Raw genomic sequence first — 13,819 nt, 5'->3', positions numbered from 1 at the left:
GAGAGCGTCGGCGCACAGGTGGCCTGCGACCTGCCCCACGCCGCCGCGTGGGCCCCGGTGTCGCGGGTAGCGCGCGAAGATGGCGGTTTCAGCGGCTTCCCGCACCTGATGGAGCGTGCCAAACCGGGCTTTATTGCCGTGCGCCAGGACGGTCGACGCTTCGTCAACGAAGCCAACTCCTATCACGACTACATGCGCGCATTGTTCGAGGCCACCGGGCCGGCAGAGGCACCGGTGTCGTGGTTGATCTGCGATCACCGCGCACAACGCCGCTACGGCCTGGGATGGTCCAAGCCCTTCCCGTTCCCGACCGCCGGGTATGTGCGCAAAGGCTACCTGTTCAAGGCGGCGACCCTGGCCGCGCTGGCGCACCAATGCGGCATTGATGCGCAACAGCTGCACGCCACTGTCAGCACCTTCAACCAGCATGCCGAGCAGGGTCATGACCCGCTGTTCCAGCGCGGTGAGTCGCGGTACAACAAAGCCCAGGGCGAGGCGCTGCACGGGCCCAATCCCGCCCTTGGCAGCCTGCGCCAGGGGCCGTTCTATGCCGTCAAGCTGGTGCCCGGCAGCCTCGGCACCTTTGCCGGCCTGAACACCGACGCGCATGCGCGCGTGGTGAACGCGCAGGGGATGCCGATCAACGGTCTGTTCGCCGTGGGCAACGACATGAACAGCATCATGCACGGTTATTACCCCAGCGGCGGCATCACCCTGGGGCCAGGCATGACCTTCGGCTACATCGCCGCACGGGTGCTGGCCGGTCACACCGTCGAGCCGCCCCTCAGAGGTTCATGCCCACTGCCAGCCGGTTGAACGCATTCATCAATGCCGCTGCCAGCGTCAGGTCGGAAATCTCGGCATCGGTCGAGCACCTACCAGGGCGGTCGAGTGCGCGTGGGTGTCGACGCAACCGGGCGCACCACGCTGGCCTTCGTGTGGGGCTGGCTGTCGGGCGCAAGTGGTGGCGGAGAGTCCAGCTACGTCGAGCAGCTTGGCGCGTAGAGCCCTCTTGGCCACCGCAAGGCTCAGCGCCCCCGTACCTTGCCACCGGGCCAGCCTGAACCGGCGCACACCAGCAACGCCGCCGCCGTGAACGCGCCGGCCAGCCAGAGATTGCCGGTCGGGCCTGCATCATCCACCACCAGCCCCCCGAGCCAGGCCCCCAGGGCGATGCCGACATTGAACATGCCCACATACAGCGCCGCGGCAACCTCCACCGCCTGTGGTGCAGCCTTCATCATCCACGTCATCAGGCCGACTGACACACCGCCGTACGCCAGCCCCCACACCAGCAGTACCACGCCACCGCCGAGCGTCGAATCACCTACCGCGAGGAACAGCCCCACCGTGGCCAGCAGGCTTGAGGCGATCACTGCCACGGTTGCCACGCTACGCCGCGCTGCCGTCAGCCCCGCCACAAAGTTGCCGAGAATGCCGGCCACGCCGTAGGCGAACAGCAACGGGCTGATCCATTGGGTGTCGAACATCGACACAGTCAGCAGCAACGGGCGCACGAAGGTAAACGCGGCGAAATGCCCGGCCACCAGCAGCAAGGTCAGCACCAGGCCGGTGCGTAACCTGCGATTGCCCAGTTGCTCGGCGAACTGGCGCACGCTGACAGAGCGGGTAACGGGCAATCGGGGAATGACCCTTACCTGCAAAACAAACACCAGCGCACTGAACAGCGCCATGCCGCCAAAGGCCCAGCGCCAGCCCGCGCTATCGCCGATCAGCGCGCCAAGTGGCACGCCAAGCACCGACGCGGCAGCGACCCCACCAAAGATGATCGACGTTGCCAGGCCCACCGCCTGGCCAGGCACCAACCGGGCTGCCAAACCTCCCGCAATGGCCCAGATGCCGCCCATGCAAAAGCCGACCAGCACCCGCGCCGCCAGCATCCACGCCATGCTCGGTGCCAGCGCCGAGGCCAGGTTGGCGATCACCAGCAGGCCGAGCAGACCGCACAGCAGTGTGCGCCGGTCGAGGCGCCCGAGGCGAGCACCACCAATGGCGCGAACAAGGCCGCCAGCAACGCCGGCAGCGAGATCATCATGCCGGCGGTGCCAGTCGCACTGCCCAAGGTCTCGGCAATCGGCGTCAGCATGCCGACCGGCAGCATTTCGCTGGTCACCACCGAGAAGGTCGCCAGGGCTACCGCCGCCACCGCCAGCCACGGGTTGGACGCCGACGTCGGTACGCCGGCCGTTGCAGCATTGTGCATGGTTAACATCCTTGAAGTGAGAACATGGAGCGCCGCCAAGCCGCGTCACGCTTGCCAGGACAGCACGGAGCCAGCACACTGCATACGCGCCGTATGAATAAACCCTACATTCATACGCAGTGAATGTAAATAATCATACGAGAAGTATGTAAGAGAGCCCGATATGGTCCGCCGTACCCGCGTCGACATGGAAGAAACCCGCGCCAGCCTGCTGGCCACGGCCCGCCAATGCTTCAGCCAGCGCGGCTACGCCGACACCTCGATGGATGACCTCACCGCGCAGGCAGGCCTGACCCGTGGTGCGCTGTATCACCACTTTGGCGACAAGAAGGGGCTGCTGGCGGCGTGGTCGAGCAGATCGATGCCGAAATGGACGCACGCCTGCATGCCATCTGCGACGCCGCGCACGACCCCTGGGAAGGCTTTCGCAGCCGCTGCCGCGGCTACCTGCACATGGCACTGGAAGCAGAAATCCAGCGTGTTGTGCTACGTGATGCCAAGGCCGTGCTGGGCGGCGCCTCGCCGGCGTCGCAACGCCATTGCATCGCGTCGATGGCCAGGCTGATCGACCACCTCATGCAGCAAGGGGTAATCGCCAAGGCTGATGCGCAGGCAATCGCAAGGCTGATCTATGGCAGCCTGGCCGAAGCCGCCTTCTGGATCGCGGACGGTGACCAGGGTGATGTGCGCCTGGCACACGCACTTGCCGGGCTGGACCTGCTGCTACGCGGGCTGCTGGAGACCCCACACGCATGAACACCCACACCATCACCCTCGCCAACGGCTGGGTCGCCAGCTTCGAAAACCAGGGCGAGTTCCGCATGTCGGCCGAAAGCTGGAACCTGGTGCTGCACGGCCCCGACCAGCGCACCCTGCGCTACTTCGACGACCAGATCGTGCTGGTGAACGACGAGGACGGCACGCAGGCCAGCAGCTGCATCCGCCTGTCGAGCGACGGCGTATATGGCTACCTGGGCACTGCGCTGGGCCACGGCTGGGTGATCGATTTTGCGCGGGGCATGATCGCGCCGCACCGCATCGACATCCGCCACTACCACGCGGGCTACGACGAAAGCGTGGCGGTGACCGAGCAACCCACGTTCAAACGTGCCCGCCAGTACATCCAGGTCACCGGCAAGTTCATCTACCTGACGTTTCCCTTCAACCGCGAAGAGGACTTCCCTGCCGTGTGGGAGGAATACCTGAGTATTCGGCGGCGTCAGCTCGATGAACTCTACTTTCGCAACTGAGCGATGCTGAGGATCACTTCGGCGCAGTGGCTCGCGCCGCGTGCAGCTTCTTGTAGCTGTCGATCAGGCGCAGGTGCCGGTCCAGCCCTTCGAGCTTCATGCTGGTAGGGGTCAGGCCGTAGAAGCGCACGCTGCCCTGCACCGAGCCAATCACCGCATCCATGCGCGGGTTGCCGAACATGCGACGGAAATTGACTTCGTAGTCGTCCAGTTCCAGTTCGTCGTCCAGCATCACCTCCAGCACCACGTTCAAGGCCTGGTAGAACAGGCCGCGCTCGACGCTGTTGTCGTTGAACTGCAGGAACGCACCCACCAGGTCGCTGGCCTCCTCGAACTGCTGCAGGGCAAGGTAGATCAGCAGCTTGAGCTCCAGAATGGTCAATTGGCCCCAGGCGGTGTTTTCATCGAACTCGATGCCGATCAGGGTCTTGATGTCGGTGTAGTCATCCAGCTCGCTGTCTTCCAGGCGCTCGACCAGCGCGTGCAAGGCGTCGTCGTCCAGGCGGTGCAGGTTGAGGATATCGGCACGGAACAGCAGCGCCTTGTTGGTGTTGTCCCAGATCAGGTCGTCGATCGGATAGATCTCGGAGTAGTCGGGCACCAGGATGCGGCAGGCGGTGGCGCCCAGGTGCTCATACACCGCCATGTAGACTTGCTTGCCCATGCCCTCGAGGATGCCGAACAGCGTGGCGGCTTCCTCGGTATTGGAGTTTTCACCCTGGCCGGAGAAGTCCCACTCGACGAACTCGAAGTCGGCCTTGGCGCTGAAGAAGCGCCACGACACCACACCGCTGGAGTCGATGAAGTGCTCGACAAAGTTGTTCGGTTCGGTCACCGCCTGGCTTTCAAAGGTCGGCTGCGGCAGGTCGTTCAAGCCTTCGAAACTGCGCCCTTGCAGCAGCTCGGTCAGGCTGCGTTCCAACGCCACCTCAAAGCTTGGGTGCGCACCGAACGAAGCAAACACGCCACCGGTACGCGGGTTCATCAAGGTCACGCACATCACCGGGAACTCGCCGCCCAGCGATGCATCCTTCACCAGCACCGGGAAGCCCTGGGCCTGCAGCCCTTCGATGCCGGCGAGAATTGCGGGGTACTTGGCCAACACGGCCGGCGGTACATCCGGCAGGGCGAGTTCGCCTTCAAGGATTTCGCGCTTGACTGCCCGCTCGAAGATTTCCGACAGGCATTGCACCTGGGCTTCGGCCAGGGTGTTGCCGGCACTCATGCCATTGCTCAGGTACAGGTTCTCGACCAGGTTGGACGGGAAGTACACCACCTCGCCGTCCGACTGACGCACATACGGCAGCGCACAGATACCGCGCGCGGTGTTGCCCGAGTTGGTGTCGTACAGGTGCGAGCCGCGCAGCTCGCCTTCGGGGTTGTAGATGGCCAGGCAGTGCGCGTCGAGGATCTCGGCGGGCAGCGCGTCCTTGCGCCCTGGCTTGAACCAGCGCTCTTCGGGGTAGTGCACGAACGCCGCGTTGGCGATGTCCTCACCCCAGAACTGGTCGTTGTAGAAGAAGTTGCAGTTCAGGCGCTCGATGAACTCGCCCAGCGCCGAGGCCAGTGCGCCTTCCTTGGTGGCGCCCTTGCCGTTGGTGAAGCACATCGGCGACTGCGCATCGCGCACATGCAGCGACCACACGTTGGGCACGATGTTGCGCCACGAGGCGATCTCGATCTTCATGCCCAGGCCAGCGAGGATGGCGGACATGCTGGCGATGGTCTGCTCCAGCGGCAGGTCCTTGCCGACGATGTACGTGCTGGTATCCGACGCCGAATCCAGCATCAGCAGGGCCTGGGCATCGGCGTCGAGGTTTTCCACCTCTTCGATCACGAATTCGGGGCCGGTCTGCACCACCTTCTTGACGGTGCAGCGGTCGATGGAGCGCAGGATGCCCTGGCGGTCCTTGTCAGAAATGTCCGCCGGCAATTCGACCTGGATCTTGAAGATCTGGTTGTAGCGGTTCTCCGGGTCGACGATGTTGTTTTGCGACAGGCGGATGTTGTCGGTGGGGATGTCACGCGTCTGGCAGTACAACTTCACGAAGTACGCGGCGCACAGCGCCGACGACGCCAGGAAATAATCGAACGGGCCCGGTGCCGAGCCATCGCCCTTGTAGCGGATAGGCTGGTCGGCAACCACCGTGAAATCATCGAACTTGGCTTCAAGTCGAAGGTTGTCGAGAAAATTGACCTTGATTTCCATACGGGATTACCATTACCGAGCAAAACGAAATTGGCCGCCATTATCCAGTTTTTCAGCCAGAAGTCGTGCGCGATGTGCACCTGTAGGCAGTGAGCACACCCCAACCACGTGTAGGCGCTGGCCGACACAGGCGCTGCACACCAGAGGTTCGCACATGACCACCACCACCACCACCTGGCTCCCGCTGTGTCTGCTTGCCGTAGCGCTGGCATTGACCGCAGGTTGCTCAGGCAACGCCTCCAAAGCCCGCTACGCCGCGGCGCACCAAGGTTCCAGCTGCTACGCAAAGGCTGTCCCGTCCGCAGGCGAAGGCGGGCTGGCCTGGGGCGATACACTGGGTATCGCCCGCAAGAAGTCCCTCGACAACTGCAAGCGCTACGCCGGCCGCTCCGGCGGCACGCCCGCGACCTGCCAGGTGTGCTGGCCAAGTGCAAGGACTGAGCACCCGCTAGCCCGCCGGCGTACGCCAGGCCAGCGCCTTGTACAGGTCCACCACCGTGCGATACGACGCGGTCTGCGCCAGCGCGATGGCCTGGCGCGTGCGCAGCAGGTCGCGCTGGCTTTCCAGTACCGCCAGGTAGCTGCCCGCCCCCGCCCCATAGCGTTGCTGGGCAATGTCGAACGCCGCCTCGCCATGGCGCGCCGCCTGAACCATCAGCAGCAGATGGCGCTGGTGCTGGGCGAGCTGGGTCACGGCGCCCTCCACCTCCTCCATGGCCTGCAGCAGCACGTGCTCGAAGCGCGCCGCCTCCCCTTGCGACAGCGCCTGCGCACCGCGCAGTCGCGCGCGCAGCGTGCCCAGGTCGAATGCCGGCCAGCTCAACCCGGGCGCCAGTTCGAACGCGCGGGCGGCACTGCCCAGGTCACTGTCGCGCAGCGCGACGAAACCGATGAAACCACCCAGGTTGAGGCGCGGATACAGGTCGGCAGTAGCCGCGCCCTGCTCCTCGACGCGGGCTGAAAGCAGGCGCTCGGCGCGCACCACATCCGGACGCTGGCGGATCAGTGCGTCCACATCGCCCAACGGCAACTGACGCGCCAGCGGCAGGTTCGGCCATGCCCCAGGCTCGACCGCCAGGCTGCCTGGCCGCTGGCCACACAACACCGCCAACCGGTACAGGCTGGCTTGCAGGCTGGCTTCAAGCGGTGCGATGGCTGCCTGGGCCTGCACCAGCTGACTGCGGGCACTCTCGCGGTGCTCCGGCAGGCCGCTGCCGGCCTGCAGTTGCGCCTCGGCCAGGGCGGTCGTCGCCTGCCAACTGCGTATTTCGTCACGCGCCAATACCAACTGCTGGCGCTGGCCTTGTACCGCGAAGTAGGCATGCGCCACTTGCGCGGCGATGCTCAGGCGCACCTGTTCGAGATCGGCCTGCGAAACCTCGGCACGCGCCTGGGCCGCGCGGCTCAAGTGATCCAGACGGCCGAACAGGTCCAGCTCCCATTGCAGGTCCAGGCCGGCACGCCAGGACTCGGACAGTGCCCGCGCCGGCCGCTCCCCCGCGGTTGGCGGTTGCGCACGGCTGCGCTGGTAGGCCAGCCCGCTGGTGACCACCGGCAGGCGCGCACGCTCGGCCTGATCCAGGCTTGCACGGGCCAGCAGCAGGTTCGCCCGTGCCACCCGGATATCGTGATTGCTGGCCACCGCGGTGGCGATCAACTGTTCAAGCTGTCGGTCGTCGAAGAACGTCCACCAGGCGGGCGGCAGCGGCATATCGGCGCGGGCGAATGCCTGCGCCTGCGCGCTGGCCAGTTGAATGGGGGCAACGTCAGGGGCCTGGTACTGCGGCCCGACCGAGCAGGCCGCCAACCCCATCAGGGCAGTGAGCAGGTACAGGTTAGGCCATGCGACATTCATGGCCGCACCTCCATCAGGCCAAGGCTGCGCTGCGCCTCTGCCAACTGTTGCGCGCGCTTGCCCGGTACCCGGTGGTCCCGCGCCAGCCAGCAGTACAGGGTGGGCAGCACAAACAGGGTGAACAGCGTACCGACCAGCATGCCGCAGACGATCACCAGCCCAAGGCCGAAGCGGCTGTTGGCCCCGGCGCCGCTGGCGAACAGCAACGGCGCCACGCCGAAGGTCATCGCCGCCGTGGTCATCAGCACCGGGCGCAGGCGGATCTGCGCGGCGCGGATGATGGCTGCGGCGCGGTCAAGCTGCTCGCGCACCTGGATCTCGTTGGCAAACTCCACCATCAGAATGCCGTGCTTGCTGATCAGTCCGATCAAGGTCACCAGGCCGATCTGGGTATAGATGTTGAGCGTGGCCCACCCCAGCGCCAGCGGTATCAGCGCACCACAGATCGACAAGGGTACGGTGATCAGGATGATCAACGGATCGATCAGGCTTTCGTACTGCGCGGCAAGCACCAGGTAGATCACCACCAGCGCCGCCAGAAACGCCAGCACCAGCGCACTGCCCTCCTGCACGTACTGGCGCGATTCGGATTGCCAGTCGTGGCTGAACGCTGGCGGCAGTTCGCTGGCCACCTGTTGCAGGAATGCCACGGCCTGGCCCTGAGACACGCCCGGTGCGGGGATCGCCTGCAAGGTGCTCGCGTTCTGCTGGTCGAACTGGTACAGCCGGTTCGGCGCCACGCTCATGCTCAGGTGCACGACGCTGGACAATGGCACCAGGCGACCCTCGTCGGTGCGCACATACTGGCGTGCCAAGGCCTGCGGCGTCAGCCGCTGACCCCGTTCGCTCTGCGCGATCACATCATAGGAACGCCCGTACAGCGCAAAGCGGTTGATGTACTGCTCACCCACCAGCACGGCCAGCGAGTCGCCGATGGCGTGCATGCCGATGCCCAGGCTGGCGGCCTTGGTGCGGTCGATGCTGAGTTTGACCACCGGATTGTTGTAATCCAGGTCGCTGTCCACCACCACGAACAGGCCGCTGTCGCGGGCGCGTTGCTTCAGGGTTTCCATGGTCTGGTACAGCACCGGGTAATCCTGCGCGGTACGCAGCACCATCTGCACCGGCAAGCCGCCACTGGAACCCGGCAGCGAGGCCACCTGGAAGGCAAAGATGCTGCTGCCTTCCACCTGCGCCACCGCCTGCTGCAACTGGGCCTGGATCTGGTCGGCAGAGCGGTCGCGCGACTGCCAATGGCTGAGATTGATGCCGCCGAAGCTGGCCGCCGGCCCGTCGGTACCGTTGATGATCCAGGTGTCGGTGGTTTCCGGAATGCGCTTCATGACCTGGTCGAGCTTGCGCGCGAAGCGCTCCACATACTCGAGGTTGGCGTACTGCGGCGCCTTGATCGCCGTGAGCACGGTGGCCTGGTCTTCCGGCGGTGCCAGCTCGCGTTGCGGCAGCAGGTACAGCCACGGCAGGCTCAGGCACACCAGCAGCGCAAGGGTCCCACTCACCCAGCGCCGCGACAGCGAATGTGTCAGCCCGCGGCCGTAGGCAGCCGCCAGGCCGCCGAAGAACCGCTCGGCCGCTTTGGCCATGCGTCCCTCCTGTTGCCCGGGCTTGAGCAGCAGCGAGCTCATCACCGGCGACAGCGTGAGGGCGATGACGCCAGAGACAATCACGGCACCGGCCAGGGTCAGGGCGAACTCGCGAAACAGCGTGCCGGTCAGCCCACCGATCAGCCCGATCGGCGCGTACACCGCCGCCAGGGTGAGGGTCATGGCAATCACCGGGCCGGCGATCTCGCGTGCCCCCGCCATGGCCGCCGCGATCGGGGTCTGGCCCTCTTCGATATGGCGGTGCACGTTTTCCACCACCACGATGGCGTCGTCCACCACCAGCCCGATCGCCAGCACCATCGCCAGCAAGGTCAGCAGGTTGATGCTGAAGCCGAACGCCAGCATCAGCCCGGCGGCGCCGAGCATCGACAGCGGTATGGCCAGCACCGGGATCGCCACGCTGCGCAACGAGCCCAACGACAGCCAGATCACCAGCACCACGATCACCATGGCCTCCAGCAAGGTGTGCATGACCTCCTGGATCGAGGCTTCGATAAAGCGCGCGGTCTCGTAGGCCAGGGCGACCTTCACGCCGGGGGGCAAGGTCTGCTGGATCTGCGGCAGCAATGCGCGAATGCCGTCGACGATCACCAGCGGGTTACCCGACGGCGTGGGGAACAGCCCCAGGTGCACCGCCGGCTGGCCGTCCATGGTCGCGCTGGTCTGGGTGGAGGCTGCGCTCAGTTCCACCGTACCCACGTCCCGCAGGCGCACCAGTTGGTTGCCCTGGTTGCGCACCACCAGCTCGCGAAACGCCTCGACACTGGTCAGGTCGGTGTCCATGCGGATGTCGGCCAGCACGAACTGGCCACGTACCTGCCCGGGCGTGGCCTGCACGTTGTTGCTGCGTACCGCCGCGGCCACGTCGGCGGCGGTGACACCGCGCCCGGCCATGCGCTCGCTGTCCAGCCACAGGCGCATGGCCAGCGTCTGGCCGCCGAAGGTCTGCACCTTGGCCACGCCATCGATACCCGACAGCTGCGGCTCGACCACCCGCGACAGGTAGTCGCTGAGCTCGGGGATCGACAGCGTCTCGCTGGCAAAGCCCACATAGGCAACAGCAGTGGAATCGCCTGCCGACAACTCCACCACCGGGTCGTACGCGTTGTCCGGCAAGCGGTAGCGCACCTGGTTGACCTTGGCCATGGTTTCGCTCAAGGCCTGGGTCGGGTCGCGGTTGAGCAGCATGCGCAAGGTGATCACACTGCGCCCCTGCACCGAGGAGGACGAGAGGTAGTCGATGCCCTCGACCGACGACACGGCCTGGGTGATCGGCTGCGTCACGAAGCCTTGCATCAGCTCGGCCGACGCGCCGGGGTAATCGGTACTGACCGTGATGGTCGAACTTTCCAGCAAGGGGTATTGGCGGATCGGCAGTTTGCCCAGGGCGAACAGGCCCATGAGCACGATCAGGCTGCTGACCACCAGCGCCAGCACCGGGCGGCGCACGAACAGGTCGGTGAAGGTCACGAGGCCTGCCCCCCTTCGTCGCGCAAGGTGTCGTGGGCGACCGGCTCGACCTGCATGCCGTCACTCAGCTTGAGCTGCCCGGAGACGACCACCTGATCGCCTGCCTCCAACCCCGAGGTGACTTCCACCTTGCCCTCCCAACGCTCCCCGGTGGTGACCCGCACGCGGCTGACGCTCAGACGTTGCTGGGCATCGCGCTGGGCCACGAACACCGTCTGCCCGTAGGCGGAGTAGGTGATGGCGGTCTCCGGCACCACCATCACCGTGGTCGGCTGCACCGCACGCACGCGCACACGGGCATACATGCCCGCCTGCAACTGGCCGCCAGGGTTGGCCAGGGCGGCCTGTATCTGCACCTGGCGCGACTTGCCGATCAACGGGTCGATGGCATTCACCTGCGCCGGGAAGGTGCGCTCGGGCAAGGCGTCCACGCTCAGCTCCAGGCTTTGCCCGATACGCAGGTGCGTAGCGGCCTGTTCGTTCAGCGCGAAATTCACCCGCAAGGTGCTCGCGTCCACCAGGCTGGCGACCGCCTCCCCGGCAGTCAGGTACTGGCCCTGGTGAACCCGGCGGATGCCGAGGGTGCCGGCGAAGGGCGCACGAATGGCTTTTTGCGCGATCACCGCGTCGACCTGCTGCAGTTCACCCTGGGCCATTTGCAGCGCGGCCGTGGCGTTGTCGAGCTGCTGCTGGGTGGCGACGTTGGCCGTGCGCAGCGTGGCGGTACGTTGCTGCAGCAGGCGCGCATTGCGCAACTGGGCGTGCAGCCGCACGCGTTGGGCCTGCTCGGGCGCGTCATTGAGCTGCACCAGCAACTGCCCCGCCTTGACTGTCTGGCCAGAATCGAACGCAAGCGTGCTGATGCGCCCGGCGGCCTCTGCCGCCACCTGCACCTGGCGAGCAGCTTCCAGCTCACCGGCGGCAAAGGCCTCGCGGGGCGCTTGCATGTGCGTCACCGTAGCCAGTGCCACCTGGGTCACCGGCCACGCCGTGCTCGCCTGCGCCTGCTGGCCATCAACGCTCATCAGCCTGACCACGACCAACACCCCCAGCACAGCCGCCACGCCCCCCAACAGCACCCGTTTGCTCATGCTCCGCTCCTCAATGGTGTATTCACTGCGCCACGCCCACCGCCCAGCGGCAGTGCAAAGCGGTTGCAGGAAAGAACGGGCCGGACTATAAAACCTCGACTTAAGTTGAGGTCAATGAGCATGACGCTACAGAAACACAGCGAAGGGGTGCGTTCGCTCACGGTCGGCGAGGTTGCCAGGCGCAGCGGCGTGCCGGTCTCGACCCTGCATTTCTACGAGGCCAAGGGCTTGATCGCCAGCACGCGCAATGCGGGCAATCAGCGGCGCTTCCCTTCCCTGGTGCTGCGCACGATCGCCATCATCAAGGTGGCCCAGCGCACCGGCATTCCCCTGGAAGAGATCAAGCGGGCGCTGGGCCGCTACCCACCCAACAGCAAGCTCACGGCGGCGCAGTGGGGGGAAATGTCGTCGGCCTGGCGCGAAGACCTGAATGCGCGAATCCGCACGCTGCAGGCACTGCGCGACAGCCTGGACAATTGCATTGGCTGTGGTTGCCTCTCGCTGGATGATTGCCCGTTGCGCAACCCCGGCGACGCACTCGGGCAAGACGCACCGGCCCGCGGATTCTGGAAGCGGCCAGTGCCGGATCACGCACCTGAGCGCCTGGCGGGGTTGCCTTGCACGTGAGGAACACGCAGATTACGCACCAGGCTGTACTGACCGACTTTCCAAGGTGGAATTTTGAACGCGACTTTCAAGCGCAACACCCTCATTGCCCTGCTGACTGCCACACTGGCGCCCGTCGCGCTGGCCACCACACCCGAAATGCCCACGCCACGGACTGCCAGCGAGCTGATGCCGACCGAAGCATTCGCCTCGACCTACCCAGGCTTCGAGCAGCAGAAAAAGCGCTTCCCCGCACAGTTGCAAGGCAGCGGCGAGTTCAAGGTCACCCGTGCCGCGAGCATCTGCCCCGGCCCTGCCGAGCCCGTCCAGCAGGCCGCGTTCGTCACGCCCGCGATGGAAGTCGAACACTTCACCCGCATGGGCAACCTGCCGATGGCGGCCGAGCTGGACAAGCGCAACATCGACTGGGAAATGTGCGAGGCCGCGACGGTCGGGCAAACATTGAAAGTGGTGCGGTTGCAGGTCCTGAGCATGGGCTGTGCCTACCCCTTCCTCGACCCGAGCAAGCCCAATACTTCCCCGGTGGTGGAGCACGCCTGCTTCTACATGCCGGTGGTCGAATACAAAGGCAAGGAACAGGCGATCGCCAGTGATGCACTGCAAGGCTTCGACGCGTTCGCAGTCGAACGCCTCAACGCCTACCTGAAGCAATGACCGTGAACGAATACCAGGGCCTGCTGCTCGAAGACACCCGCGAACCCGCCAGTGACCACGACATCGCCCAGCTGGAAGCCCGGCTGGGCGCACGCCTGCCCGATGACTACCGGCATTTTCTGAAGACCTGCAACGGGGCGCAGCTGGAGTACGACGTCGACGTCGTCATGGCCAGTGGCGAGCGGGAACTGTTGGGATTTTCGCTGTTTGGCGTGGGCGAGGACGAGCACTGGGAATGCAACCCTGAAGAGTTCGAACAGGCGCGCAGGCGGCCCGGCTACCCGGCCACCGGCCTGCTGCCCATCGGGCGCGACGGGGGCGCCAGCCTGTTGTTGCTCGACCTGCGCGAGGGCCGCCAGGCAGTGGCTGCCATGGTCGCCGCCCTGCCCGCCTGGACCGGGCGCGCCAGCAGGAGGATGAGTATGTGGTGCTGGCGGACTCGTTCACTGCGTACCTGGCGCTGCTGCACCTGGCGGACGACACCATTGCCCGCCATATCGACACGTTCGTTGTCGAGCAAGGCAGTGTCGAGGCTACCCTGGCCTGGTTCGACTCTGGCAACCCGACCTGGCGCGAGCGTCATCGCGAACGCTGGAACGCGCGGGTGACGAACCGGCGGGTGTGATGATCCTGTCTTGAAATCGCATCAGGGCATGAAGGTGCATGCCTTGGATTCTCCTGCGGTCATGAGATCGAGCGCCGCCCGCGCCGGCGCTTCGCTGGCAAGCCAGCTCCCACATTTGTTGCAACGTACCATGGCCTGACAGATCGGCGTGGTCAGCCTTGGTGGTCCGACCTCAGGCCATGGTGGGGCCAA

Annotated in this window: 10 protein-coding genes and 3 pseudogenes; 6 read left to right on the top strand and 7 right to left on the bottom strand. The window is 65.6% G+C overall.

Annotated features, from left to right (window positions below; translation table 11 throughout):
- Positions 1-816 (top strand): FAD-binding protein (locus tag G3436_RS09625; RefSeq protein ID WP_163944033.1); only part of this gene is annotated, 816 nt, incomplete at its 5' end.
- Here G3436_RS09625 and G3436_RS28505 read toward each other — a convergent pair.
- From G3436_RS28505 to G3436_RS27515, 3 genes and pseudogenes are all read right to left on the bottom strand, one after another.
- Positions 785-868: pseudogene (locus tag G3436_RS28505) on the bottom strand (carboxymuconolactone decarboxylase family protein); the annotation flags it as partial. The gene G3436_RS09625 and the pseudogene G3436_RS28505 sit on opposite strands and share 32 nt — an antisense overlap.
- Positions 869-1,028: 160 nt before the next feature.
- Positions 1,029-2,012 (bottom strand): MFS transporter, encoded by a 984-nt coding sequence (locus G3436_RS09615; protein ID WP_338001231.1) that lies wholly within the window; start codon positions 2,010-2,012, stop codon positions 1,029-1,031.
- Positions 1,943-2,224, bottom strand: a complete 282-nt coding sequence (locus G3436_RS27515; RefSeq protein ID WP_243667090.1) for a hypothetical protein — start codon at positions 2,222-2,224, stop codon at positions 1,943-1,945. The genes G3436_RS09615 and G3436_RS27515 overlap by 70 nt, the downstream gene beginning before the upstream one ends.
- A gap of 163 nt (positions 2,225-2,387) precedes the next feature.
- Here G3436_RS27515 and G3436_RS09610 point away from each other — a divergent pair.
- Positions 2,388-2,980: pseudogene (locus G3436_RS09610) on the top strand (TetR/AcrR family transcriptional regulator).
- Positions 2,977-3,474 (top strand): hypothetical protein, encoded by a 498-nt coding sequence (locus G3436_RS09605; RefSeq protein WP_163944030.1) that lies wholly within the window; start codon positions 2,977-2,979, stop codon positions 3,472-3,474. Before G3436_RS09610 ends, G3436_RS09605 begins: the two are co-directional and overlap by 4 nt.
- Before the next feature lie 13 nt (positions 3,475-3,487).
- On the opposite strand, the gene G3436_RS09600 is transcribed toward G3436_RS09605, so the two are convergent.
- The 4 genes from G3436_RS09600 to G3436_RS09585 form a co-directional block, all read right to left on the bottom strand.
- Positions 3,488-5,683, bottom strand: a complete 2,196-nt coding sequence (locus tag G3436_RS09600; RefSeq protein ID WP_163944028.1) for an OsmC domain/YcaO domain-containing protein — start codon at positions 5,681-5,683, stop codon at positions 3,488-3,490.
- A 448-nt stretch (positions 5,684-6,131) separates the two neighbouring features.
- Entirely contained in the window at positions 6,132-7,538 is a 1,407-nt protein-coding gene (locus G3436_RS09595) for an efflux transporter outer membrane subunit (RefSeq protein ID WP_163944025.1), read from the bottom strand.
- Entirely contained in the window at positions 7,535-10,630 is a 3,096-nt protein-coding gene (locus G3436_RS09590) for a MexW/MexI family multidrug efflux RND transporter permease subunit (protein ID WP_163944022.1), read from the bottom strand. Before G3436_RS09590 ends, G3436_RS09595 begins: the two co-directional genes overlap by 4 nt.
- The gene (locus G3436_RS09585; protein ID WP_163944019.1) at positions 10,627-11,721 is read right to left on the bottom strand and encodes an efflux RND transporter periplasmic adaptor subunit; all 1,095 of its coding nucleotides are present in this window, start codon (positions 11,719-11,721) and stop codon (positions 10,627-10,629) included. Before G3436_RS09585 ends, G3436_RS09590 begins: the two co-directional genes overlap by 4 nt.
- A 120-nt stretch (positions 11,722-11,841) precedes the next feature.
- On the opposite strand from G3436_RS09585, the pseudogene soxR reads away from it, so the two are divergent.
- The 3 genes and pseudogenes from soxR to G3436_RS09570 all read left to right on the top strand — a co-directional run bounded on the left by soxR (position 11,842) and on the right by G3436_RS09570 (position 13,610).
- Positions 11,842-12,320, top strand: a pseudogene (soxR, locus tag G3436_RS09580) (redox-sensitive transcriptional activator SoxR).
- 82 nt (positions 12,321-12,402) lie between these two features.
- The gene (locus G3436_RS09575; protein ID WP_163944013.1) at positions 12,403-13,002 is read left to right on the top strand and encodes a hypothetical protein; all 600 of its coding nucleotides are present in this window, start codon (positions 12,403-12,405) and stop codon (positions 13,000-13,002) included.
- 2 nt (positions 13,003-13,004) lie between these two features.
- A complete protein-coding gene (locus G3436_RS09570; RefSeq protein WP_178116388.1) occupies positions 13,005-13,610 on the top strand; it encodes an SMI1/KNR4 family protein in 606 nt (201 codons plus the stop codon).
- Positions 13,611-13,819 lie beyond the last annotated feature (209 nt).

Source organism: Pseudomonas brassicae, assembly GCF_010671725.1.
In the GTDB taxonomy this organism is placed as follows: Bacteria; Pseudomonadota; Gammaproteobacteria; order Pseudomonadales; family Pseudomonadaceae; genus Aquipseudomonas; species Aquipseudomonas brassicae.
This window is presented reverse-complemented; position numbering and strand designations above follow the sequence as displayed.

Excerpts from the sequence above, each read along its gene's own strand:
- G3436_RS27515 (WP_243667090.1), bottom strand. The coding sequence starts at position 2,224 with ATGCACAATGCTGCAACGGCCGGCGTACCGACGTCGGCGTCCAACCCG.
- G3436_RS09605 (WP_163944030.1), top strand. The coding sequence starts at position 2,977 with ATGAACACCCACACCATCACCCTCGCCAACGGCTGGGTCGCCAGCTTC.
- G3436_RS09600 (WP_163944028.1), bottom strand. The coding sequence starts at position 5,683 with ATGGAAATCAAGGTCAATTTTCTCGACAACCTTCGACTTGAAGCCAAG.
- G3436_RS09595 (WP_163944025.1), bottom strand. The coding sequence starts at position 7,538 with ATGAATGTCGCATGGCCTAACCTGTACCTGCTCACTGCCCTGATGGGG.
- G3436_RS09585 (WP_163944019.1), bottom strand. The coding sequence starts at position 11,721 with ATGAGCAAACGGGTGCTGTTGGGGGGCGTGGCGGCTGTGCTGGGGGTG.